The 23,100-nt window shown below is 62.0% G+C and carries 17 protein-coding genes and 1 pseudogene; 15 read left to right on the top strand and 3 right to left on the bottom strand.

Annotated elements, in window-relative coordinates; genetic code table 11:
* Positions 1-88: 88 nt before the first annotated feature.
* Positions 89-2,707 (bottom strand): CaiB/BaiF CoA-transferase family protein, encoded by a 2,619-nt coding sequence (locus tag EEB13_RS03415; protein ID WP_141484614.1) that lies wholly within the window; start codon positions 2,705-2,707, stop codon positions 89-91.
* A gap of 365 nt (positions 2,708-3,072) precedes the next feature.
* On the opposite strand from EEB13_RS03415, the gene EEB13_RS03410 reads away from it, so the two are divergent.
* On the top strand, positions 3,073-3,606 hold the full coding sequence (locus EEB13_RS03410; RefSeq protein ID WP_141484613.1) for an ATP:cob(I)alamin adenosyltransferase: 534 nt from the start codon (positions 3,073-3,075) through the stop codon (positions 3,604-3,606).
* 452 nt (positions 3,607-4,058) lie between these two features.
* Here the strand turns inward: EEB13_RS03410 and EEB13_RS03405 are convergent, their stop codons facing one another.
* Both EEB13_RS03405 and EEB13_RS03400 read right to left on the bottom strand, forming a co-directional pair.
* Positions 4,059-4,739 (bottom strand): helix-turn-helix domain-containing protein, encoded by a 681-nt coding sequence (locus EEB13_RS03405; protein WP_187328486.1) that lies wholly within the window; start codon positions 4,737-4,739, stop codon positions 4,059-4,061.
* A 4-nt stretch (positions 4,740-4,743) separates the two neighbouring features.
* Positions 4,744-5,313, bottom strand: a complete 570-nt coding sequence (locus tag EEB13_RS03400) for a helix-turn-helix domain-containing protein (protein WP_141484611.1) — start codon at positions 5,311-5,313, stop codon at positions 4,744-4,746.
* Positions 5,314-5,763: 450 nt separating this feature from the next.
* Here EEB13_RS03400 and EEB13_RS03395 point away from each other — a divergent pair, with 450 nt between their 5' ends.
* From EEB13_RS03395 to EEB13_RS03330, 14 genes and pseudogenes are all read left to right on the top strand, one after another.
* Positions 5,764-6,189, top strand: coding sequence for a Zn-ribbon domain-containing OB-fold protein (locus EEB13_RS03395; protein WP_187328485.1), 426 nt, complete (start codon positions 5,764-5,766; stop codon positions 6,187-6,189).
* A 265-nt stretch (positions 6,190-6,454) separates the two neighbouring features.
* Entirely contained in the window at positions 6,455-7,609 is a 1,155-nt protein-coding gene (locus EEB13_RS03390; protein ID WP_261984438.1) for a thiolase C-terminal domain-containing protein, read from the top strand.
* A 287-nt stretch (positions 7,610-7,896) separates the two neighbouring features.
* A pseudogene (locus EEB13_RS03385) lies at positions 7,897-8,290 on the top strand (transposase); the annotation flags it as partial.
* A 1,165-nt stretch (positions 8,291-9,455) separates the two neighbouring features.
* Positions 9,456-10,319, top strand: a complete 864-nt coding sequence (locus EEB13_RS03380; protein ID WP_141484609.1) for a mycofactocin-coupled SDR family oxidoreductase — start codon at positions 9,456-9,458, stop codon at positions 10,317-10,319.
* A 1,768-nt stretch (positions 10,320-12,087) separates the two neighbouring features.
* Positions 12,088-13,311, top strand: a complete 1,224-nt coding sequence (locus EEB13_RS03375) for an acyl-CoA dehydrogenase family protein (protein ID WP_261984437.1) — start codon at positions 12,088-12,090, stop codon at positions 13,309-13,311.
* Positions 13,308-14,399: an acyl-CoA dehydrogenase family protein gene (locus EEB13_RS03370; protein WP_141484607.1), complete on the top strand. Its 1,092-nt coding sequence runs from the start codon at positions 13,308-13,310 to the stop codon at positions 14,397-14,399. Before EEB13_RS03375 ends, EEB13_RS03370 begins: the two co-directional genes overlap by 4 nt.
* A 46-nt stretch (positions 14,400-14,445) precedes the next feature.
* Entirely contained in the window at positions 14,446-15,375 is a 930-nt protein-coding gene (locus EEB13_RS03365) for a cyclase family protein (RefSeq protein WP_187328484.1), read from the top strand.
* Positions 15,376-15,386: 11 nt separating this feature from the next.
* Positions 15,387-16,226, top strand: a complete 840-nt coding sequence (locus EEB13_RS03360) for a fumarylacetoacetate hydrolase family protein (RefSeq protein ID WP_187328483.1) — start codon at positions 15,387-15,389, stop codon at positions 16,224-16,226.
* The gene (locus EEB13_RS03355) at positions 16,223-17,161 is read left to right on the top strand and encodes an NAD-dependent epimerase/dehydratase family protein (RefSeq protein WP_141484604.1); all 939 of its coding nucleotides are present in this window, start codon (positions 16,223-16,225) and stop codon (positions 17,159-17,161) included. Before EEB13_RS03360 ends, EEB13_RS03355 begins: the two co-directional genes overlap by 4 nt.
* Complete coding sequence (locus tag EEB13_RS03350; RefSeq protein ID WP_141484603.1) at positions 17,158-18,744, top strand: class I adenylate-forming enzyme family protein; 1,587 nt, start codon at positions 17,158-17,160, stop codon at positions 18,742-18,744. The genes EEB13_RS03355 and EEB13_RS03350 overlap by 4 nt, the downstream gene beginning before the upstream one ends.
* Entirely contained in the window at positions 18,741-19,724 is a 984-nt protein-coding gene (locus EEB13_RS03345; RefSeq protein ID WP_141484602.1) for a Rieske 2Fe-2S domain-containing protein, read from the top strand. The genes EEB13_RS03350 and EEB13_RS03345 overlap by 4 nt, the downstream gene beginning before the upstream one ends.
* Positions 19,721-20,518, top strand: a complete 798-nt coding sequence (locus EEB13_RS03340; RefSeq protein WP_141484601.1) for an acetoacetate decarboxylase family protein — start codon at positions 19,721-19,723, stop codon at positions 20,516-20,518. The genes EEB13_RS03345 and EEB13_RS03340 overlap by 4 nt, the downstream gene beginning before the upstream one ends.
* 23 nt (positions 20,519-20,541) lie before the next feature.
* Positions 20,542-22,161: a mycofactocin system GMC family oxidoreductase MftG gene (gene mftG / locus EEB13_RS03335; RefSeq protein WP_141484600.1), complete on the top strand. Its 1,620-nt coding sequence runs from the start codon at positions 20,542-20,544 to the stop codon at positions 22,159-22,161.
* 227 nt (positions 22,162-22,388) lie between these two features.
* On the top strand, positions 22,389-23,093 hold the full coding sequence (locus tag EEB13_RS03330; protein ID WP_141484599.1) for a hypothetical protein: 705 nt from the start codon (positions 22,389-22,391) through the stop codon (positions 23,091-23,093).
* Positions 23,094-23,100 lie beyond the last annotated feature (7 nt).

Raw genomic sequence — 23,100 nt, 5'->3', positions numbered from 1 at the left:
CCGCCGACAAACCGCTGAGCGCGCAGGCGACTTGCCTGGGGTCGCCGAACTGATGTTTCAAGTGATCGTGGCGCTGCGCTGAGCCGCATCAGAGGACTCCGTCGACGCGGAGCTTCGCGATCTCGTCGCTGTCGATGTCGAGCACGCGGGCATAGAACTCTTCAGTGTCCTCGCCGTAGCTGGGACCGGATCGGAGATAGCGACCACCGATGTGCGAGGGAGAGGCACTTAGGGTCCCGGGCACCTCGCGCACGGGCCAGGTGCCGATCTCGCTCTGTGGCAGGTCGACCGTCCAGCCTAGGTGGCGGAGTTGAGGGTCGGTCTCGAATCGATCCTGGGCGGACTGGCACACGCCTGCCGGGACGCCCGCGCCTTGCAGACGATCCATGAGCGCATAGCCGTCCTGGTCGAGAGTCGCAGACCTGACCAACGCTTCAAGCTCGTCCTGATGGGCCAACCGGCCGGCAAGAGTGCCGAACCGTTCGTCGGCGAGCCAGTCAGTCCGATCAAGCGTGGTCGCCAGGATCTGCCACTGTTGATCGTCGAAGCAGCCGATCGCGATCCACCGGTCTGTTCCTGCGGTCGGAAAAATCGCGTGCGGAGCAGCAGTTTTATAGGGAGAGCGGTTCCCGAAGCGCTGCCAAGTCCGACCGTTCACCGAGTGATCCAGAATTGCGGTACCTGTCAGATACAACCCGGCTTCGGCCTGCGACGTGTCGATCCAGCACCCCGTGCCAGTCGTGTCTCGCCGGTACAAGGCCGCCAGCACGGCATTGGCCATGTTGTAGGCACCGAACCAGTCCAGGTACGAGTAGCCGATCCCTGCCGGTGGGTACGGCTCCGGCAGGCCCGACATATCGCTGAGACCGGTAAACGCCTGCGCAGTAGGTCCGTAGGCGCGCGCCCCGCCGTAGGTCCCGTGCTGGCCCATCCCGGACTGTTGGACGTAGATCAGCTTGGGATTGATCTCTCGCAGCCGCTCGTAGCCGAATCCCATTCGCTCGAGAGTATGCGGCGAGAAGCCTTCGAGAAGGACATCGGACTCCTGGATCAGCTTGACGAGCAGTTCCTTGCCCAGTGGGTCTTTCAGGTTGAGAGAAACCCCCAGCTTTCCAGAGTTGATCTCCATGAAGCCTTGCGCGCGATTCGGATTGCTGGGATTGGGCACCGGGATCGGCCCGGTCGCCGAGTCCCGCTCGGCCCGCCCACCGTCGGGCACGAGGCCGAGGGTGAACCGCATGCCGTCCCACCGGGACTCGTGCTCGACTTTGATCACCTCAGCGCCGTGGGCAGCAAGGTATCGGCCGGCGCCGGCACTGGCCAGCATCCACGACAGGTCGAGCACCCGTACGCCCGCGAGCGCGAACGGCTTGCCGTGCAGGCTCAGACCATCCACCGGGACTGCCTTTTTCGGGCTGACCGCGGCGCGGCGCGCCTGGGTTCGCGGCCGCGTCGTCCAGGCCTCGAGAACCTCGGCCGAGTGCTCGCCCAGCAGCGGCGGCCGTGGGCCGGTCCGCCAGCCACCCTCGCTATCGACCCACCTAGACGAGGTATAGGTGAAGGAGGCATCGAGCTCGGGATGCGACACGGTGGAGAACGTGCCGCGGCTGATCCAGTGCTCGTCGACCGTGTTCTCCTCCGGCTTGCGAATCGGAGCCCACGGCATGCCCGAGGCCTGCGCCAATCGCCAGAGCTCCTCGTCGTACGGCAGGCGCGCAATCAGACCGTCGACGACGTCGGTGATGTGCATGGCCACCTCCGGCCGCGCCCGGTATTCGAGATCAAGGTATTCGGGATCTTCGAGGTCGACCTGCCCGCCGTACTTCTGGACCAGCGCGAGCGTGCCCGGCCACCCGTCTACGAACCCCTTCAACCAGCCGTAGGAACGGTACGGCAGCAGCCAGCGACCGTCCTGCGTTCGGGCGAGTGAGGATACTGCCGTGAACCCGCCACCCTCTGCGGAGGCGGAGTGCGAGCAAGTCCGCCGGTAGTGATCCTTCGCCAGGGCGACCCAGTCCGGGATGTCGGTCTCGGTGTTCTTCGCGACGGCGTCGTGCACGGCAAGGTCGATGTGCTGGCCGGCGCCGCTCCCCAAACGGAAGTTGAGAGCAGCCAATACTGACATGACAGCCATCTCGCCGGTGATGTGGTAGCTCTGCCACATCTGCGGAGCGATCGGCGGCGTCCGGTAGTTGCCGAGAGGGTCCGGGTCATACCCGCAGTTCATCACCATTCCGCCGAGAGCGAGGTGCACGAGGTCGCTGCCCGCATACCCGGCCCAGGGACCATCTGAGCCGAACGGCGTGATCTTGACATAGATGAGTCCGGGGTTCGACTCCTTCCAAATCTCGTATCCACCGCCGCGGGCTTCCAGATAGCCCACCGATCGCGAATCGAGCACCACATCCGCAGCCGCGACCAGCGCGGCCAGGTCGGCCCGCCCATCGGGGGAGTCGACGTCTAGTTCGACCGAACGCTTGCCGAGGTTGTAGTGCCAGAAGTACAGGCTCCGGTTCCGGTCCGGTACGTCCTCGTAGAAGGGACCGTAGGAGCGCGTCCGTTCACCGCCGATCGGCTCCACCCGGACCACGTCGGCGCCCATCCCAGCGAGTACCCGGCCGCAGTACTCCCCTTGTTCGTCCCCGATCTCGAGCACCCTAATTCCGTCGAGGTAGGTCGAGGTCTCCACATGCTCGCCAGCAGACATAGCTCTCCAGTCGTCTCAGATTTTCGATGGTCACTGAGGCTCGCGGCGCCGGTGCTATCGCACGTCAGGCGCATCGCGGTCCGTCACAGTTCCATTGACACGTGACTTTACACGTGTGCGGTCCCGTGTCAAGGGTGATTGCGATACTCCCGCGATGCGGGTTACATTGCCCTGCAAGACATTCGACGGGTTGACTTCGTGTTGCGCCGCTATGGCGAACGAACCTAGCCATCCCTTCACTAATTGACAAGAAATTTCCATATTGCTACGGTCGTTTGTGGTATCCGACTTTCTGTGGCGGACGGGCACAGTGCGACGGCCTTGGCGTGAACGGTGCCTTGCAGTCACCGATAAAGGGGATCCAGATGAGCTGTCAGGCATACTCCAATGGGCCGTGCATTGCGCATCTCGCCAGCGACATCGAAGTTGCGGTTGCGGCGCTTGGCGTGGCGCGTTGTGCCGGATCGCTGCCCTCCGAGTTTCGAGCTCCATTACGTGAGGTGCAGCGTGATCTGCATGAACTCGGCTCCGCGATGGTTGGCGGGACGGCCCCACTGCTTAACGAAAGCCAGATTCAACGTCTGGATATGGCCTGCCGCGAGTACTCGTCGCAGCCGCCACCGGACGGCTTCGCGGAGTTCGGTGGCACCGTAGAATCGGTCGGATTTCTACAACTGGCACGTGCGCACGTCCGTCGGGTGGAGCGCACTGTTCTCTCGGTGGCCGAGTCTGGACGGTCGCTCGGCCAGGTGCTCCGGTACCTCAACCAGCTCGACCAGCTCCTGGTGATTCTCGCCTATGAGGCGGAGCGACAGGACGAGGCACTGGTGCATGCGATGGCACTCGGAATATGCGGGGGAGGTGTGCCGGAGGCTGGCTCAAAGAGTCACGCGCACTGAGCTTCTCGGGGGCGGGTCGACTCGCCCGAGAGGGCTCGCCGTCGACGTAGTCGTTGTCCTGGGTGTAGCTCCGGCTGTCAGGTCCAGCGTTAGGGGAGGGCCCTCGCTCAACCTTCGGGGATTTACTTGACCGGTCAGTGCTCGTGGGGGTCTCAGTGCGGATGCACTCACCACAGAACCGACCATAGATGAACTAGATTGTTAAATAGTGAAGACATGTCGAGCTGTTCTGTGGGGACCATGCGGCTGGGATCCGGCTCGACGGCCGGCGCGGGAAGTTCGACCTCGTGGTAGCGCGGAGTTGGAGTGCTGGATCGCGGCATCCAGGCGATCACTTACCGAGCAATACTTCGCCAGGAGCTTGTCCCGCACGTTGCGGATCTTGATGCCGACGTCGGCCGACCACCTCATATCCTGATCGTGGCCGGTTTCTCTCTGATCAGGGGCGTTCGTCAAGAATCGGCTGGGAAGTAGCTTTCGAGTTGGATCTCGATCGAGCAGCTCAGTATTGTGGCCGCGGTCGAATCGCTCATGTTGCGCCGGGCGTGTGGTCGGTTCGCCTCGAAGAGGATCGAGTCTCCCGGTCCAATCTGGTGGATCTCGTGCTCAATGTGGTACTCGACTGATCCATCAAGTGGCGTCTCAAACTGCTGAACGGTACGCGCTGTCGCCTGTGTGTGGGGATTGAACCCGGGCGGCAGGGTCATGAGCACCGCAATGATGCGATCGTGAAAGCTCGGTACGAGGAGTTCGATTTCGATATCGGTGTGGGGCATGCGCAGTCTGGCTCGGTCGCTGGAGCTGAGAACAGTCCCGCTGTTGGTGGGTAACTCGAAAAACGAGTGGACGTCGACTCCGAGGGCGCGCGCGATAGCGCTGAGTGATGCGAAGCTCGGGTTGCCTGTGCCGTTCTCCAGCCGGCTGAGCAGCCCGATGCTGACGTTGCTGGCCTGCGCCAGTTGCGAGAGGGTCATCCGCCCGTGACGCAACGCCCGGACGCTTTTGCCGATGAGGGCGATCTGCCGCGCGCGTGCCAGCTGTACCTGACCATGGTCGGACTTCGATGCGCTTGGCGGCGGCTCCGAGCTTGCTCCGTCTGCGGCGGTCCCGTTCACTCCATCCGGCTGCTGCATAACCTCACCTGCCTCCCGGTCGGAAGATTCCGATGAACTCGACCGGGTCGTCGCTCTTGCAGGCCACGACATTAGGGAGTTTGATGATGAGCGAGTCATGGGCGCGTAGTCGGTAGGTGGTGCTTCCCTTTATGACCTCCAGCTCACCCTTGAGGACGTACGTGAAGATGTCGCCCTCGTGTAGTTCGGTCGCATGCACCTCGCCGGGCAGGATGACGTTGTACGTTGCGGTGAGTTGGTGGTGGAGGCCAGGAGTCATCAGATGAGTGTTGTACTCCATGCCGAGGGCCTGGTGGTGCCTGCGCTTCCCTCTGCGAACAACATAGGTGTGGGCCGTACCTTGTGGCTTAAGCAGGTCGGTCACTTGAAGGTCGAGAGCGCCCGCGATGCGAATGAGTGTCTCGACACTGGGATTACCGGTACCGTTCTCGACTTGACTGAGTTGGCCTGCGCTGAGTCCAGCCTGGGCAGCGAGCTTTTCCAGGCTTAGCCGGCCCCGCCTACTGTCCCGGATTGTCCCGCCCAATACCCGTAGTTGTTCCGAATCGCGCTGGTCCAACGGCTTTTTCCGCACGGCCTACCTAATCCTCCACACCTGGTGGGAAGCGCACAGCGTCCCCCTGCACGTGAACTTATCAGGCCCGGTCTGTCCGGCATACCAGGGAACCTGTCAGAACAGAGGCTTCACTAATTGACAAACCAGTTCCATTCGTGTGTGCTGTGGTGAGCCGTTCCACGGAGAGCGGACGGCATCTGTATGCGGCCACCCCGCTCGAATTTGCGATGTCTGTTGTACGCGAGGCCGCACTGATCTGGAGGCGCCGGGCGTGGGCTCGATCCCGTTACATGACGCGATGGACACTGTGGCGGTGATCCGTTCGGGTCGGTGAGCGGTCAACTGCACCTGCGCTATTCGAGAGCGCGAGACAGTATCTGGATGTATCGGCCACGCGGCTATGGGATCGAGATGAAGATGGCAAGAGCGACAGGGCCGATACGCACCACGATGAGTGAGGGGACCACGATGAGTGAGCCGGCCGTCTGGACGCCGACTGTCGACGAGGACAGTCGCTTCTACTGGGAGGGGACGAAAGGAGGCCTACTGCTCGTGCAGAAATGCGGCGACTGTGGGCTGTTCCGGCATCCGCCTAGCCCGATCTGCCACGCATGCCATAGTGCGGACTGGACGGCGGTTCGGGCTGAGGGACAGGGAACGGTGTACAGCGTCGTACGCATGGTTCATCCCCCGACACCGCCCCACGGCACGGACTACCTCGTCGCCGTCGTCGAGTTGGCGGAGGGCCCGCGGGTGGTGACCAACCTTGTCGATTGCAGCCTCGCCGAAGCGAGGATCGGTATGGCGGTCCAGCTGTTTTTCGAGCCAGTCGGTGGCGGATACCAGTTACCGCAGTCCCGGCCAGGTGCCCCGCACCGGAAGTCCGCAGAATAATTTCGACGAGGTCCCACATTGGTCGCACCAGCGCCCTCTACAAGGGCCCCGACCAGCGACCTGCATTCGCTGACTCACCCCCACGGGATTCTGCAACCGGGTCAGTCACCGCACGACAGCAAGTAAATCTCGCGACTATGGGCCGTTGCACGCCGACACAGAATCGATTACCAGCGACGCTCATGGCATCGAAGGACTACTCCTTCACAAAACTTGGTAGGCGATCCGAGGACACCCATCCTGTTCGAAAAGAAGGAGAACCGTCGTGACAACGAAAATGCGTGACGCAGCCATCATCGGCATTGGGCAGACAGACTTCTCGCGCCATTCCGGACGTAGCGAACTCAGGCTCGCCTTGGAGGCGATCACCGCTGCAGTGGCTGATGCCGGCATCCCATTGCAGCAGATCGATGGCTTGGTCAGCTACTCGATGGACAACAACGACCCGGTGAAAATCGCGGGTGCTCTCGGCCTCGAGCTCAGCTACTTCGGGCAGGCCAGTTATGGGGGAGGCGGTGCGGGACAGGCTGTGCGGGATGCTGCGTGGGCCGTCGGGACAGGAGCAGCGAGCGTCGTCGTCGTGTACCGAGCCTTCAACGAACGGTCCGGGCGCCGGTTGGGACAGCCGGGTGTGGCCTACGCAGGCTCAGGCCTGGACGTGTTCAACGTGCCCTACGGTAACGCCGCCCCGGCGCAGCAGGTGGCACTTGGCGTGCGACGATACATGCACGAGTTCGGGGTTACGAACTCTCACTTCGCGCCCTTGTCGGTCGCCTTTCGCAAGCACGCTGCCACGAACCCGGCAGCTTACTTTTACGGGCAACCGATCACCGCCGAGGAGCACGACGAGTCCCGTTGGATCGTGGAACCGGTGCTGAGACTGCTGGACTGCTGCCTGGAAAGCGATGGAGGAGCCGCGCTCGTCGTCACGACGGTCGATCGAGCTCGCGATATGGATCAAACGGCCGTGCGCGTCGTCGCCGCGGCGCAGGGCGCCTCTCCTACACAACCCAACAAAAACTACTACCGGGACCAAACCACCTCCCTTGTGGAGACGAGAATCCTCGGACGGAAGCTGTGGGAAGCGGCAGACATGACGGTCGACGACGTGCAAGCAGCGATCATCTACGACAACTTCCTGCCGTTGGTATTCATGCAGCTGGAAGCGCTTGGTTTCTGCCGTCCAGGCGAGGCAAAGGACTTTGTCAAGGACGGGGCGGTTGAGATCGGTGGCCGACTCCCGCTGAATACCAACGGCGGTCAGGTCGGTGAGGCGTACATCCACGGGATGAACGGAATGCTCGAGGGCGTCCGGCAGGTTCGAAACACCGCAGTAAATCAGGTGGAGGGGCTGGAGCGCATTCTGTGCACGGCAGGCGGTGCGGTCCCGACCAGCGGTGTTATCTTGGGGAAGCTTTGAAACGTCGTGGTCACCAGCATGCAAAGTCATTCGCTCTCGACTACTCACGGACTCCAGCCAGTGGCTTCACAACTTAGTCGGGTCTTCCACTCTCCTTAGGGTCGTTGAAGTTGGTGCGCACGTCATCGGCAAATAGGACTGACCCGGTTTGATTGATATCTGATCTGATGGGAGGGTTCTGTCAGCCGCTGCGGGTAGGGACAGCAGACGTCCCTCGCGGCCGCCGTCAGGACGCACAGAGCGTCCCGGACGGATTCCAGAAGTGCCGATGGTGCAGAACGACTCGCGGGCGACGAGGATCAGACGGTGCGGGAAGGCCCGCACTTCCTAACGCACGCAACGGATCCAGTACGGAAACTGGTTAAGTGAAGTCCGCGACGTTCCGTTGGAGATTCCCCGTGATCGAGACGGATCATTCACCCCGACGCTCGTCTCCCTCTACGCCGGCGGCGCAGACGTCGACGGAATCAAACACGTTCTCGGCATCTGGGTCCAAGAACGCGAAGACGCCAAGTTCTGGGCCCGAATCTGCGCCGAACTAGGCAACAGTGGCGTCAAAGATATTCTCGCCGCTGCCGATCCCTGACCGGGTTCTGGGGGAACGCAATCGAAGTGACGTGGCCGCACATCGTCGTACAGACGTGCACCGTGCATCTGATCCGGGTGTCGATGCGGTTTGTCTAGGACGTGACCGTAAGCCATGGCTGCGACGTTGAAGCCTCAAACATAAGTCGCCGAACAATCCATTCTCAATGGATTCGACGGCCTCGCCATGCAGATCACTGCCACCAGCGACCGACGCCCCGGCTTGCCCATCCAGATCCACCCGCACTCGAACATACTGTCGGCCCGCACTTTGCCTACTCGGGCGTACTTCCTCGAAGCAGTTTCCGACCCCGCCCATATTCGCAGGCTTGGATGTTCCCGTCTCGCAACATGACTGAGTAAGAAGGCATTACGGATAGGTGCCCGACTGGCCGGCAACGTTGACCGTCGCAATCGCTGATCAGGAAAAGTGCCGCGGAGGTAGTGATTCCTAAACTTGCAGAACAACTGTCATCATTGCAACGGCAACGATCCGACTTCGCACCAAAGTTAGAAGCGTTGGCCGAAGCCCACCCTGTTCACCGGGCCTGACCTTGATGCCCAGCGTGGGATCGGGACCCCGCGTGCATCATCACTGATGCCTCCGACAAACATTTCGCCACCGCCGGACACCTCGCTACCTGCGCAAGCCTCGCACCGGTCGCTCGTCGATCCGGATCCTCATTCGCGACGCGCGCCGATCACGGGGCGGCACCAAGAACTTAAACGCGCGCACGAGGGCGGTGACATTGCTGACCGTCAACTTCTTGAAGGTGCGCAGGACCGGTACTAGATCAGGCAGGATAACGGCCGGGCGTATGCCCGCCGGGGGCGACGACGGTCCGGGCAAAACCTCAGCGCCACCATCACTTTCAGACCGTACTTCGGCGGGCGCGGGGCGCGAGGTTGACGACCTTCGGCTTCAACCCCTGTGCCAGGGCCTTGTGGGCGTAGTTGCGATGTGAGCCCGTCGTGGCACAGAACTCGTCGAGGATCACACCCTTCGCTGTGGGTCTTCACGCCTGCAGTGGGTCGCGATCGTCATTGTCGCGCAATGTATTTCTAAGCAATACTTGTTGCCTTACCGTGACCCGGACCATACAGTGATAACTGTTCAATAGTTGTCGCTTTACTGTGGCGAAGTGTTTCAGGCCCGGGCGATCGAGCTATCGATCGGTATCCAAAACTATTTCACCCCTGTGTATCTCGATAACAGACGGTTCAATTTTGCGCATCGTTAGAATCAACTGGAGGAACGGCAATGGGAAAACTCGACGGAAAAGTTGCGGTAATCACAGGCGCGGCACGTGGTCAGGGTCGAAGTCACGCGGTGACGCTGGCCGAGCACGGCGCTGACATCATCGCGCTCGACATCTGCGCGGATATCGAGACTAACGGGTATGCACTCGCGACCGAGGACGACCTGGAGGAGACCCGGCGACTGGTGGAGAAGGAGGGTCGACGGATCGTCACGGCGGTCGTCGACGTCCGCGAAGCCTCACAGCTGCGTGAAGCGATCGCAGCAGGGGTTCATGAATTGGGGCGACTCGACATCGTGGTCGCCAATGCAGGAATCTGCCCGCTTGGGGTGGACGTCCCGCGTAGGGCCTTCCTTGACTCCGTCGACGTGAACCTAGTCGGTGTCATCAACACAGTCAGTGCTGCATATCCGCACCTAACGGCCGGGGCTTCGATCATCGCTACCGGGTCGGTAGCAGGACTCATCAAGGGCGGTACCGACAATCCGGCTAGCGGTCCTGGAGGTCGTGGCTATTCGCATGCAAAACAAGGCGTAGCCCGCTTTGGACATGACCTCGCACTCCAGCTCGCGCCGGAGTCCATTCGCGTCAACGTTGTTCATCCATCGAACTGCGATACGAACATGTTGCACAGCGAGCCTATGTACAAGGTGTTCCGGCCTGACCTCGAGTCGCCCACGCGCGAGGACGCAGAGGCCGGGTTCCTGGGGATGCATCCGATGCCCGTCGCTTATGTTGAGCCGCGCGACATTAGTCAGGCTGTGCTTTTCCTAGCGTCCGACGATGCGCGGTACGTGACTGGGCTCCAGCTGAAGGTCGACGCCGGTGCCACAATTGCCCTTACCGTGCCGTTCGCGCACGCATAGAGGGCGCCGAGGCTGCGGCAGTTTCGGGTCGACCAAGACACCCTGCTACTAATGGATCCTCTGGGGCTCGCAGCCCTTACCGAGCGCCAGAGGATCGTGTACGGGCGTGGCGGCCTTTTGTAGGCCGAAAACGACCAGGGTGGTATCGATGGGTTCGCGCCGATGCCATCGGATGCACCGTGCACCAATTCTTCATCGGCGCTGCATTGGCGGCTAGGCATATGGATCGTAATCCCTTGTATAACAGCTCATACGCGATTTTTGGTGATTGAGACTTGCCCCATTGTTGGGGTGGGAGATTTGTCTGGTCAGGGGTGTTTGACTGCATTGCTAACCGCGACGCCACTGTCGTTACAAGAATCGATCGAGTGGCCGCGGATCTTGTTGCTGCCTAGTGATGCTGGTCAGCGAGACTTCTTGTGCGCATCGTGACGAACTGGTGGTCGATGAGGGTCGTCGGTGCGGATGGCGTGGGTATTTTGGTCAGATGCATGTCATCCAATCATGTTGCGTGACCGGACCTTTCTTTCATTCTGGGACGCTGGGCGGAGCACCTGACCCCCCGTCGTCACGGCCCGGCAGTTACTTTGACGTGGATTTTGTTAACTGGAGGGATTGACCGGACGATCATTTTGGATTGACGTTTCGGGCAGAGAGGCGAAGGCACGCGCATTACCCCGGCTTTGCCGTGAGCAGGTTGATCTGTCTGAGGCACCGTGCAGCTCTGCAGACTTACCCAAGGGATGGATTTCCCGCGTCAACTCCGACTGCAAACTCAAATTTGGTTGAACACAAACAGCCCCGCCGGTGCGTCGTACGTAGGTATCCGATGTTGGTGCGTACCACCGCCCAGCTCTTCTGCTCCACATGTGCACTGTCGTTGGAGCTCCCCAGAGGTGACCGGGTAGATGCGATCTGACGTTCCTCTCACCGGTCCAGCAGGCGATGATTGATGAACTCCGACCCGTAATCGACACAGACTAGCTGAAATGGGAGTTTTTTCGTCCAACGCGGCAATTTCCCATTTGCGAGCATTGTTGGGCACGAACCGGTTTCGGACTATCCGGTGGCATGTCAGTGACCGCCGGCGTGTAGCAGTGATCGCCAACCGCCTTGCCGCCATCATCCCTGACCAGGTCGATTTCGATGAATCCGGGCACTTCATGGTCCCAGCGTGCCCAGGTACAGGTGGTCGCTCACATTCACGAGAACGACAAGGCGATGTCGGATTCACGAACGCGAGGGATACCGTCACGAGTTCGGGAGCGCCGTCGGTAGCCGTTTACCGGCGGATCCCAGCGTTGTCCGGCAGAAGACAAGGGCAGCAATGGATCTTGCGTCCTATTTCGGTCACCGTGGAGTCCTTGCTCGCACAACCTTCTGGCAGGTCGGGATTGTCTTGGTCACCGCCTTGCGCTCGCCAATTGTCAGTCCCATCAGTGAGACCTGCCTCAGACGTTGTGTCGGGTTACCTGGGCGCGCCGTGACGTGGGCATTCCAAGGTGAGGCAATGTGACTAGTTGCCCGACACTGCAGATTAGAGTATCCTCTTTATTGAGAACCGGGTCGATAATTTGCTACCGGCGCTGGCGAACGGTAGTTGCCGGGATTCGCAATGAGTTCTGTCTGAGGCTAATACACACCCTCGGGTGGGAATATCCACAGGACTGACTGTTTGACCACCCTTCGTCTAATTGGTGAAGATGCTACTGAATTAGTAAAGATGACACTCTTTTGGATTTCAGGGACTGCTGGAGAGGGGTTTCAGGTGACGGAAGCGGCGACCACCGCACGGCACAATGTCGTAGCGGCGACGTCTGATGAGCTACGTGACGAGGTGCGCGCGTGGCTTGCGGAGCACGTTCCCGATGGCTGGCGTGAGCAGCAGTCGGGCGCGACTCGGGACGAATACATCGAGTTTCAGCGTTGGTGGTTTGCGGAGATGCGCTCGGGTGGGTACCTCGTTCCCCATTGGCCCCAGGAGCACGGGGGCGGGGGGTTCTCGATAGCCGAGCAGGTGGTCCTGCACGAGGAGGTTGCCCGCGCCGGCGCGCCTCGCCTGCAATTGCATTTCGCCTCGCTCTATCACCTTCCCGCGACCCTTCTGCATGCTGGCTCCGAAGCCCAGATAGCCCGGCACCTGCCTGCGATCCTCGAGGGCACGGTCTGGTGTCAGGGATTCTCAGAGCCAGACGCGGGCTCTGATCTGGCCAGCCTTCGTACACGAGCCAAGGCAGTTGACGGCGGTTACCTGATCACCGGGCAAAAGCTGTGGACGAGCATGGCCGAGTACGCCGACTGGTGCATGCTGCTTGCTCGTACTGACCCGACTGCGCCTGCACACCACGGTATCTCGCTCTTCTTGCTGGACATGAGTTCACCCGGCGTCGAGCTGCGTGCGCTACGTCAAGCGTCTGGCGCAGCCGAGTTCTGCGAGTTATTCCTCGACGACGTCTTCGTGCCGGACGATTGCCTCGTCGGCGCAGTCAACGACGGTTGGCGAATCGCGCAAAGCACCCTGTCAGCGGAACGTGGGCTGACGATGCTGGAGTTGACCGAGCGATTGCGTTTCGGCTTTCGGCGGCTGGTAGAGCAGCTAGCTACAGATCGCAGCGCGGAGCTGGCCGATTCTTGGTCGCGTGACGCGCTCGGTGCGTCGTACGCGGAGCTGGAAGCGTTGCGGCATCTCTGTGGTCAGCTGGTCGACCAGCTTGTCGCGCATGGCGGAGTCGGCGTCGAGGCGTCCGTGGTCAAGGTGATCTACAGCGAGGCGCTGCAGCGGTTCGCGACGCTCGCCGTCGAACTCGAGGGGCTACCCGCTCAGATGTCGAGTGGCCTGCTGCTTGGCGCTGGCTGGGAGAGCGGTCACGCTATGCAGGACTTCATAAATTCGTGGATGTGGACGATCGCGGGCGGCACGAATGAGATCCAGCGCAACGTAATTGGCGAGCGCATGCTGGGCCTACCACGAGAGCCGAGGGTGACACTGTGAGCACAAGCGAGCTGGACGAGATCCGTGAAGTCGCACGAGACTTACTGAAGCATCGGTCCTCACCAGACCAACGCCACGCGCTGCTCGATGCCGGCGCGCGCCACGACCTCAAGCTGTGGCAGGAAATCGTGGCACTCGGCTGGGCCGGGATCGCGGTGCCCGAACGCCACGGCGGGGTTGGCTTGGGTGCCTCGACGCTGGGAGCGGTTTTGGGGGAGCTCGGCCGAGCACTTGCTATGACCCCGTTCACGAGCAGTGTCGGCTGCGCTGTCCCGACGATCCTCGCGTCAGACAACCAGAATGCCATCGAATCGCTGATCCCGCGTCTCGCTGCTGGCGAGTTAATCGCCACCGTAGCCTTCGACACGACCGACCTCACCGTCACGACGTCTGGTAGCGACTTGTTGGTCAGCGGAACGGCTCGGTTTGTCCTTGACGCCGACATCGCTGATGTGTTGATCGTCGCCTCGCCAGACGCGCCCTTCGTCGCGGTGGTGCCGCTGAGCGAGCGAGCGACGGTCACATCGCACGACGGATGGGACCCGACGCGTTCGCTCTGCTCGGTGCGCTTGGACCGCGTGCCCGTCGTGCCTGAGGGGTTGCTCGCCGACGGTGTCAGTGCGCAGACTCTGCGCAGGACCGGTCTGGCTTTCGGGGCCTTGGCCTCGATGGCCGATGCTGTCGGTACTGCCGAGCGTGCGCTCGAGCTCGCGGTCGGACACGCCAAGGAGCGCCATCAGTTCAATCGGCCGATCGGGTCCTTCCAGGCGGTCAAGCATCGGCTGGCTGACATGGTGATCGCGCTCTCGTCGAGTCGCAGTGCTGTGAATCGCGGTTTCGTGGCGCTCGAGCAGGGTCGCTCGGAGGTCGAGGCCGCTGCCGTCGCAAAGTCTGTGGCCGGGGACGCTTGCGCCGCGATCTGTGGCGATGCAGTCCAGGTGCACGGAGGTATGGGATTTACGTGGGAGCACGACGCTCACCTGCATCTTAAGCGCGCAAAACTTGACCAGGCGATGTTTGGCCGACCACGGAGCCACCGCCAGATACTTACCCAGATACTTCTCGACGATGGATGTGCTTATGCGTAACGTTCCGGATGTGGCGCTGTCAGCGTGGCAGCCCCCGTCATATTCAGTGGATGCTAATGGAAAGGTCGTTGGCGCTGTTCCCGGCAAGCCCAATAACTGGGGCCGCTGGGGGGAGGATGACCAGCGCGGCACCGCGAACCTGCTCACTGCGGAGTGTGCTCAGGCGGGGGCAGCGCTTGTACGTCGAGGCGCGGTGTTCTCGCTAGGCCTGCCGATCGGGCACGGCGCACCCAACATAGGGACCCGTAGCGAGCCACTGCATCTGGTCCGCCGCGCGACAGCCGATCAGGTGGTCGGTGACACGGACCACCTGGGGATCGAAAGCTCCGATGACCTAGTAGTGCTGGCCCTGCAGGCGAGTACACAGCTGGACGGTCACGGCCACTTTGCGCACGAACACACGTTCTACAACGGCTACTGGTCCGGCCTGATGACCGCCGGACAGGGTGCGCGGCGGTTGGGAATCCATCACCAGGCGGGTGGCATCGTCGGCCGTGGCGTCCTCCTCGACGTTGCTCGGCACGCTGATCTGGACCCGTTCAATGGCGCGATCACCGCAGCGATGCTGGACGAGGTTGCCGCCGCGCACGGTGTGGAGATCCGGCCGGGCGACATCGTTCTCGTGCGCACGGGATGGCTGGGTACCTGGCTGTCGGAGCCGGATACGCGCCGCCGACGTCGACAGGCGGGCCTCACGTTAGACACTATCGACTGGCTGGCTGCCCATGACGTCGCCATGATCGCCGCCGACAACAAGACAGTCGAGGCGGTGCCCGGACCAGAAGACCAGCCGATTCTCAGCTGGCACATCGGTGCACTGCGCGATCTCGGACTACTCGTCGGCGAGCTGTTCGATCTCGACGCGCTCTCCGACGACTGCGCGGCCGACGGGGTCTACGAATTCCTCTTCAGTACCGCTCCATTGCCGATCGTCAATGCGGTCGGATCTCCCCTCAACCCTCTGGTGGTGAAGTAGCAATGCGGTTGGTGACCTTCGAGCTCGATGGCGCACGTCGCATCGGTGCGTTGCAGGAGGACCGCGTCGTGCCTCTCGATGACGTAGCCACCGATATGCTTGGTTTGCTGAATGGCGCGGATGCCGCGCTCGATGCGGCGTCTACGGTGCTCGATCGTGCGGCGAACTCGATCCTGTTGTCGGATGTGCGCTTATGCGCGCCAATATGTGCTCCGCCGCAGGTGCTGGGAATCGGCCGTAACTACATGCGCAAGCCAGAAGATGTACGGCACCGCGGAAAGCAGGTCTGGTTCAGTAACTCTCCCAGTAGCATCGTCGGCCATGGCGAGCCGATTGTAGTTCCGGCATCTGCACCGAGCGTGGACTACGAAGGCGAACTCGCTGTCGTGATCGGCCGTGAGGCTCATGACATCCGGGGCGAGGATGAAGCACACGCGGTCATCGCCGGCTTCACCGTTGCGAACGATGTCACCAACCACGACTGGCTATCACAGTCTCCGACGGTGATGTTGGCCAAATCGTACACGGGGAACAGTCCGATTGGCCCTTGGTTGGTTACGCGTGATGAGATCCCGGACCCATATGCGTTGCGCATCAGGACCTGGGTAAATGACGAGTTACGACAGGATGGGACGACTGCAGACATGCTCAACCGCATTACCCAGCAAATCGAGCACTTGACGGAGCATCTGACGCTGATGCCCGGCGACGTAATCATGACTGGTACACCGGCTGGCACCGGTAACCGGATGGATCCGCCGCGCTTCCTGGTACCTGGCGACGTCGTTCGCATCGAAATCGAGGGGATCGGAGTTCTCGAGAACCCCGTCGTGGCAGGAAGGAAGCGATGACAGTGACGCTTGATCTCTCTGGGGCGAAGATCCTCATCGTCGGACCGCACCGCCCTGTCTCGCGGCCGATTACGCTGGCGCTCGCTCAATCCAACGATGTCTGGGGACTGGCTCGGTTCTCGCGGCCGCAGATTCGCGAGGAACTGGAAGCGGCTGGCGTGCACTGCGTCTCAGGTGACCCGGACGCAGACGGTCTCGCCCAGTTACCTGCTGACTTTGACTACGTTTTGAACTTCGTGGATGTGCGTAGTCGAGACGGCGACTTCAACCGCGACATCACGGCGAACGCCGAGGCAACGGGACTGCTTATGCGCCACTGCTGTGACGCCAAGGGATTCATGCACTGGTCGACGACCGGTGTCTACCATCACGCGCCTAATGTCCTACGGACTGAGAGCTCTCCGCTGGGTGACCATCACCGTTCGCGCGACGAGACTTACAGCATCGTGCGGATAGCCTGCGAGGCAGTCGTACGCACAGCAGCACGGCTCTATGATCTGCCGTCGACGATCGCCAGGCTTGGCGCTTGGTACGGTCCGCAGATCGGTTGGCCCGCCGAGCATTTGGAATCGATTGTCGCCGGACGGTCGATTGAGGTGCATCCCGATCGCCCGAACACATTCAGTCTGATCCACCAAGACGACTACGTGCGGATGGTCCCGGGGCTTCTGCGTGCTGCGTCGGTTCCCGCGACGATCATCAACTGGGCTGGTGAGCCGGTCAGCATCGAAGATTGGTGCGGGGAACTCGGCGCGCTCGTCGGCCGATCGCCAATTTTCAATTACACGTCAGACGCCATCACCAGCGTTGTCGCTGATCGCACTCGGTTGCACGAGATCGTCGAACCATCTCAGGTGCCCTGGCGTACAGGCCTGCGCCAGCTCGTCCAAGGGCGTTATCCCGACCTGCTGTGCGATGGTGAGGCGAGCGCATGAGAATTCAGCCCACTCGCTCTGTCGAACCAGAGCTCGCCGCACGCTATATTGCCGAGGGCTGGTGGGCGGCGAACGACTTGCTTAACGGGATTGAGCAAGTAGCTGCCCACGCGCCCGATCGCCTTGCAGTCGTTGACCGTTGGGGTCAAGCGACATACGGAGAGTTGGCCGCTGCTGTCGAGCGTATGCAGCATCGTCTGCACTCGCTAGGGATCGGCCCTGGGGACGTTGTGGGCATCGTTATGCCCAACTGGTTACAAAGCATCGTTCTTTATCATGCCGCACTGAGGCGCGGAGCCGTGGTTGCTCCTATGTCTACCCGCATCAGCGTCGCCGACCTTCGATCAATGGCGACCGCTAGTCGCGTCTCACTTCTCGCTTGCCCGCCGGGCTTCGATCTCACCGAGGCTGCTGAAGCGCTCGTGGCCGACGGGACGATCCGATCGGTCCTACGGCTCGACCCCACCGGCAACTATGACGGTGTAGTTACGGGCCAGGCGCCGAATATCAGTGTGGATGTCCATGCCCCGGCAGTTGTAATCTTCACTTCGGGTAGCACTGCCGCGGCGAAAGGCGTCGTACATTCGCTCGCCACCCTCGGGGCTGCTAACCGAAGCCTAACGCTCCGTGCAGGTTTGGATGAACACGACGTGCACTTCGTAGTGTCGCCGATCGCGCACATCACAGGGGTCATGCAAGGGCTCCATATGCCGTTCGATCAAGGGTCGACCGTGGTGCTCTCCGATCGTTGGGATCCGTTGGACGCCGCGCAGAAGATCGAGGCCTTCGGCGTGACCTTCACCGGTGGCGCGCCAGTTCATCTCGAAGGACTGATGCGCGTCTTCAGTGAGTGGGGGCGCAAGAGTCCACTGCGAGTTGCGGTATCCGGTGGCGCTCCAATGTCGCCTGCTCTTATCGCTCAAGCACGGGAGATCCTCGGCGCGCGCGTGATGCGGGTGTACGGATCGACTGAGTTCCCGTTTATCTCGGGGACGCTTGATGATGATGACGACGACGTCTCGGCGATCTCCGACGGTATGGTCACTCCAGGAACCGAGGTGCGTGCTGCTGAGTCGGGCGAGCTCTTGGCCCGCGGCCCCGCACTGAGCCTTGGTTACCTCGATTCGCAGGACACCCAGGACGCGACCCTGGACGGCTGGCTGCGCACCGGCGACCTTGCAGAGATCAACAGTGGTCGCCTCCGAATCATCGGTCGGCAGAAAGAGATCGCAATCCGTTACGGCGAGAAGGTATCTCTGGCAGAAGTCGAGAAAGCGCTCGTAGGTTGGGACGGTTGTCTTGAACACGGCGTCTACGTCGTTCCTGATGCGCAGACCGGTGAGCGTGTCGGAGTCGCGGTTCGACCGACCTCGGGAACGCAACTCACCCTGGCTGGAATGCATACACACCTGGCAGGTGCAGGGCTGGCCACTCGGAAGTTTCCTGAAGAGATCACAGAATGGAGAGAGCCGTTGCCGCGAACAGATTCGGGTAAGCTCGCTCGAGCAGCCCTAGCGCAAGGCGCTGAGGATCGCGTCCTGGAGCGGGCATTGCGCTTGCACACAGTCAGGCCGCTGACATGACCCACGGACGGCCACATCCTGGATTTCCAACCGGCTGGTTTCAGGTCGGGTGGTCGTACGAGCTGGCAGCTGGCGATGTGCGCCCGCTCTACTATTTCGGGCAGCATCTTGCCCTGTGGCGCACGAAGCAGGGCACACCGCATCTGACGAGCGGTTACTGCCCTCACCTTGGCACCAGCTTGGGGCACGGCGGCCAGGTGGAAAATGACGCCCTCGTCTGCCCGATGCATGGATGGCACTGGGACGGTGCAGGGCGAAACGTCCGCATCCCTTATGAGGACAGTGTCTCGCCGGCATGCCTGCCGACGTGGCAACTGCGGGAGGCCGACGGATTCCTCTGGGCTTGGTACTCGTCCAGCGGCGGTCCCCCGACCTGGGAGCCGCCGAGGCTGCCTGAGGCGAGTGAGTCGCGCTACCACGACATCGACGCAGACACGACACGGATCTGGTCGGCCGTCAGTGTCCATCCGCAGGTCATCGTCGAAACTTCTGCTGATGAGGCCCACAATCCCGTTCTGCACCGTGCAAGCCCGGACTGGCGCATCGAGGGTTTCAGCAGCGACGACGTGAGGTTCGAGACAGTACACCGGTTCACCTTCGGAAATCGTCGATCACGGCTGACCCCCGACGGTCCCGTCGACTCCACCCTGACCCAGGCATATTGGGGAATTGGGCTCGGCGTCAACTGGTTTCGGGGAGGCGTCACGTCGACGTTCGTACAAACCCAGACACCGATCGACAATGACCGCATTGACATCCGTGGGACCGTTTTTGCCGAGCGAGCAGACACAAGTGATCGTCCGACCGGTTTCGCGCGCAAATGGATCGACATGGAATGGCTGCAGATGGATCGCCACCTGGAAATTTGGGAAACGATGCGTTATGTCGCAACCCCGCCGCTCACCACCAGCGAAGCTGCGCCACAACTCGCGTTGCGAGAGTGGGCTGGCCAATTCTATGAGTCCCGGGATCACTCATGAGTGATCAATTGAAAGGCTGGACGCTCCCGCTGTCGCCGACCGGACGTTCCGCACTTGTTCCCCCTCCGCCGTGGCATTTTTCCGGGGAAGCGCTCGCCGTTGACTTCACTGTTGACCCTGAACGGGCGGCCATGTACTTCCCCGACGGTTTGGTGGCGTCTCCCGATGGCGCCGCATCGATCGTCTTCGCGCGATGGTCGTCGGCGGCAGACGCCGACCCTGGACTGGCTGAGGACCCCACGCGAGGCCAGTACAACGAGGCGTACATCGTCTTGCACGGTGCACGCAATGGACGCCCCATCGGGCGTTGCCCATTCATATGGGTCGATAGTGATTTATCGCTGGTTCGCGGACTGATTCAGGGCTTTCCCAAGCGTCTGGGCAAGATTGATCTCACCACCGCCGTCCAGGTGGGGCGTGGCGGACCTCGCCGTGCCCAGGGAGAACGGTTCGCGGGCCACGCGTCCTCGCTCGGAGCAACGGTTGCACGTGCAAGGGTGACGCTCGACCGCGCGGAGCTCCCCGATGTGCGACCACCTGCGGTCTCGCTGCCGCTTATTCACTCGCGCCTCTGGCCTGCTTACGGCGGTCCAGGTGACAGGCCCGCGATCAGCGAGCTTGTACGGAGCGAGATTGTCGACTTCGAGCTCGCCGATGTCTTCAGCGGCCCTGCCGAGCTCGAGATCGGCACCCTTTTACACGAGGAAATTGCTGACCTCACGCCCACGACCGTTGGCCGCGGCTGGGTGCTTTCGATCGGCTTCACGATTAACGGCGGCCGGCAAGTCCGATGATCATGACACGAGAAGGAACCGCGATGACAGACAAGCGACGCGATAGTGACCCGATTATTCCGCAGAGCCTGAAAGGTAGCTACGACACGATCGTAGTCGGGGGCGGCAGTTCCGGATGCGCGCTTGCTGCGCGACTGTCGGAAGACTCGTCGCGCTCGGTGCTATTGCTGGAGGCGGGGTCGGATTATCCTGACCTCGAATCGATGCCCGAGGAGCTCAAGCACCCAGAAGGACACACCGTCGTTGACCCGCGGTTCGTCAGCTCCTACCAGGGTGCGCCACTACCTGGCGGCGATCCGTCGTTGACCTTTCTGCGGGGCAAGGTGATCGGCGGTTCCGGTGCCGTGAACGGATCGGCGTTCCTACGGGGACTGCCTGAGGACTACGACAGCTGGGGCAGCCCCCTGTGGAGCTGGGATGCTGTCCTGCCTGCATTCCGGCGGTTGGAAACTGACCAGGACTTCACTGACAGCTGGCACGGTACCGAAGGTCCGATTGGGGTCCGTCGCTATCCCCGAGATCAGTGGATGCCCCACCACGAGGCGTTGTACCAAGCTGCGGTGAAGATGGGGTTCCCTGAGAAGGCCGACATGAATGACCCCGTTGGGTTTGGCGTCGGTCCGACCCCGCGTAACTTCGGCGACGGGCTCCGCGCGAGTGCCGCCATCGGCTACGTACTGCCGGCGCGCGAGCGTCCGAACTTCACGGTTCAGGGCGACTGCACGGTGACGCGGATCCTGTTCGAGGGGACCAGGGCCATCGGGGTCGAGGCCCGTCACAACGGTCAGACGATCCGTATCGAGGGTGACGAAATCATCCTGAGCGCGGGCGCGATCAGCTCGCCGCAACTGCTGATGCTCTCGGGTGTCGGTCCGGCGGACGAGCTGCGCGCGCTCGGCATCGACGTCGTCGCCGAGCTGCCCGGTATCGGGAAGTCCTTCACCGATCACCCCTCGGCAGCTGTCGAGTTCGAACCACGACCCGGCGCGGAGTACCCGTCGGACTGTGTCAGTTCCTCCGTAACGCTCATTTGTACCGCCGACGGCTCACCGACGCGCAACGACTTGCACATCATCATTCCGGTGATGCCTCCGGTCGAGGAGCCGGGTGGCGCGCAGTGGCCGATGACCTTTAGTGTCGACCTCGGCCTTCCCGAGAGCCGGGGCGAGCTACGACTCGCGTCGGCCGACCCCGACGACGCGCCCGTGGTGGAGTTCAACTACCTGCGCGAGGAACGCGACCGGGCACGTCTGCGCGAAGGCGTGCGGTTGTGCGTCGAGCTTGCATCGCAGTCTGAGTTCGATTCGATCATCGCCCGCCGCGTCAGCCCGCTCGACGCAGATCTCGCGTCCGATGCGGCGCTGGACCGCTGGTTGGAGGCGAACATCGGCACTTACTACCACACCTGCGGCACGTGCTCGATGGGGTCGCCGAGTGACCCGATGGCAGTGGTCGACGACCACTGCCGGGTGCTCGGCGTCGAGGGCCTGCGTGTCGTCGACCTGTCGGTCGTGCCGACCGTCATGCGGGCCAACACCAACTCGACGGCCATCATGGTCGGCGAGCGCGCCGCGGAGATCATCCGATCGGAGCGACCGGAAACATCGACCGTCTCTGCAATGTCAGGGGCTGAAAGGTCGTGACCTAGGTGGACGGTGTGGAACCAGAAGCCGGAAGCGGCGAGTAACACGATTGCGCTTGGTGGTCGGTAGTCGAGTGCTTCCGACCACCAGCACACACGGAAGGAGTCGGAATGTCACGTACGGATAGCCGCCTAATGAGCCATGCCGTCGAGGTTGTACCTGATCGATTGTATGTCGTCCCGGGAAAACTTCCCGTCGACGGTCGGACGAGCTGGACGCCCCCTGGGGTGACTGGCGAGCAGTCGACCAATGTCTACCTCCTGCGCGGCGAGCAAGATGTGCTCGTCGACTCGGGCATCGCCGCGATTCGTGAGCAAGTCATGGCCGGCTTGGGTGAGCTGCTTGTGCCCGAAGCCCCGGTTCGTGTCTTCCTGACCCGCGCGCAGCTGGACTGCGTCGGCAACCTTGGCGCGGTGGCGGCCGTCTACGACGTTCAGGACATCTTCACCGGAGGTGCGCGCAACCCGTTCGACCAGTTCGACGCTGCCACCTCCAATGACTCCCGTGCACAAGGCATTGGCATCGCCCGTTCACTCGGGAACCCGCCGGTCGAGATTTTCAACACGCCACTGCGCATCCTGGCGACGTTCTGGGGCTACGACGCCAAAACCCGGACGGCGTTCACTTCGGATTCATTCACCCACGTGCTAGCGGGCGACGTCGAGAACGGGGTCATCCTTGATGATCCCAGTGCGGACAAGACGACTGAGGCGCAAGTGCGCGAGCACCTTTTCGCCGCCTTCTGGTGGCTGGCCGTCGCCGACAAACAGGCGATCGTCAGGCACGTGCGCGAGTTCTTCGCCACCCATCCCGTTGACGTGATCGCCCCAAATCGGGGCTGTGTCCTGAAGGGCCGGGAGATCATCGACCGGCACGTGGCGATGCTGCTGAGCGTGCTCGATGAAGGGCCAGTCAGTGGCGGCTACAACTGATGACGCC

This window comes from Rhodococcus sp. WS3, from assembly GCF_003797085.1.
Lineage (GTDB): Bacteria > Actinomycetota > Actinomycetes > Mycobacteriales > Mycobacteriaceae > Rhodococcus_F > Rhodococcus_F globerula.
The sequence above is the reverse complement of the archived record's forward strand: the minus strand, read 5'-3'. Positions and strand labels throughout refer to the sequence as shown.

What these genes read in the sequence shown, in the direction of transcription:
- EEB13_RS03415 (WP_141484614.1), bottom strand. Translation starts at nt 2,707, where the DNA reads ATGTCTGCTGGCGAGCATGTGGAGACCTCGACCTACCTCGACGGAATT.
- EEB13_RS03410 (WP_141484613.1), top strand. Translation starts at nt 3,073, where the DNA reads ATGAGCTGTCAGGCATACTCCAATGGGCCGTGCATTGCGCATCTCGCC.
- EEB13_RS03405 (WP_187328486.1), bottom strand. Translation starts at nt 4,739, where the DNA reads ATGCAGCAGCCGGATGGAGTGAACGGGACCGCCGCAGACGGAGCAAGC.
- EEB13_RS03395 (WP_187328485.1), top strand. Translation starts at nt 5,764, where the DNA reads ATGAGTGAGCCGGCCGTCTGGACGCCGACTGTCGACGAGGACAGTCGC.
- EEB13_RS03380 (WP_141484609.1), top strand. Translation starts at nt 9,456, where the DNA reads ATGGGAAAACTCGACGGAAAAGTTGCGGTAATCACAGGCGCGGCACGT.
- EEB13_RS03355 (WP_141484604.1), top strand. Translation starts at nt 16,223, where the DNA reads ATGACAGTGACGCTTGATCTCTCTGGGGCGAAGATCCTCATCGTCGGA.
- EEB13_RS03350 (WP_141484603.1), top strand. Translation starts at nt 17,158, where the DNA reads ATGAGAATTCAGCCCACTCGCTCTGTCGAACCAGAGCTCGCCGCACGC.
- EEB13_RS03345 (WP_141484602.1), top strand. Translation starts at nt 18,741, where the DNA reads ATGACCCACGGACGGCCACATCCTGGATTTCCAACCGGCTGGTTTCAG.
- EEB13_RS03340 (WP_141484601.1), top strand. Translation starts at nt 19,721, where the DNA reads ATGAGTGATCAATTGAAAGGCTGGACGCTCCCGCTGTCGCCGACCGGA.
- mftG (WP_141484600.1), top strand. Translation starts at nt 20,542, where the DNA reads ATGACAGACAAGCGACGCGATAGTGACCCGATTATTCCGCAGAGCCTG.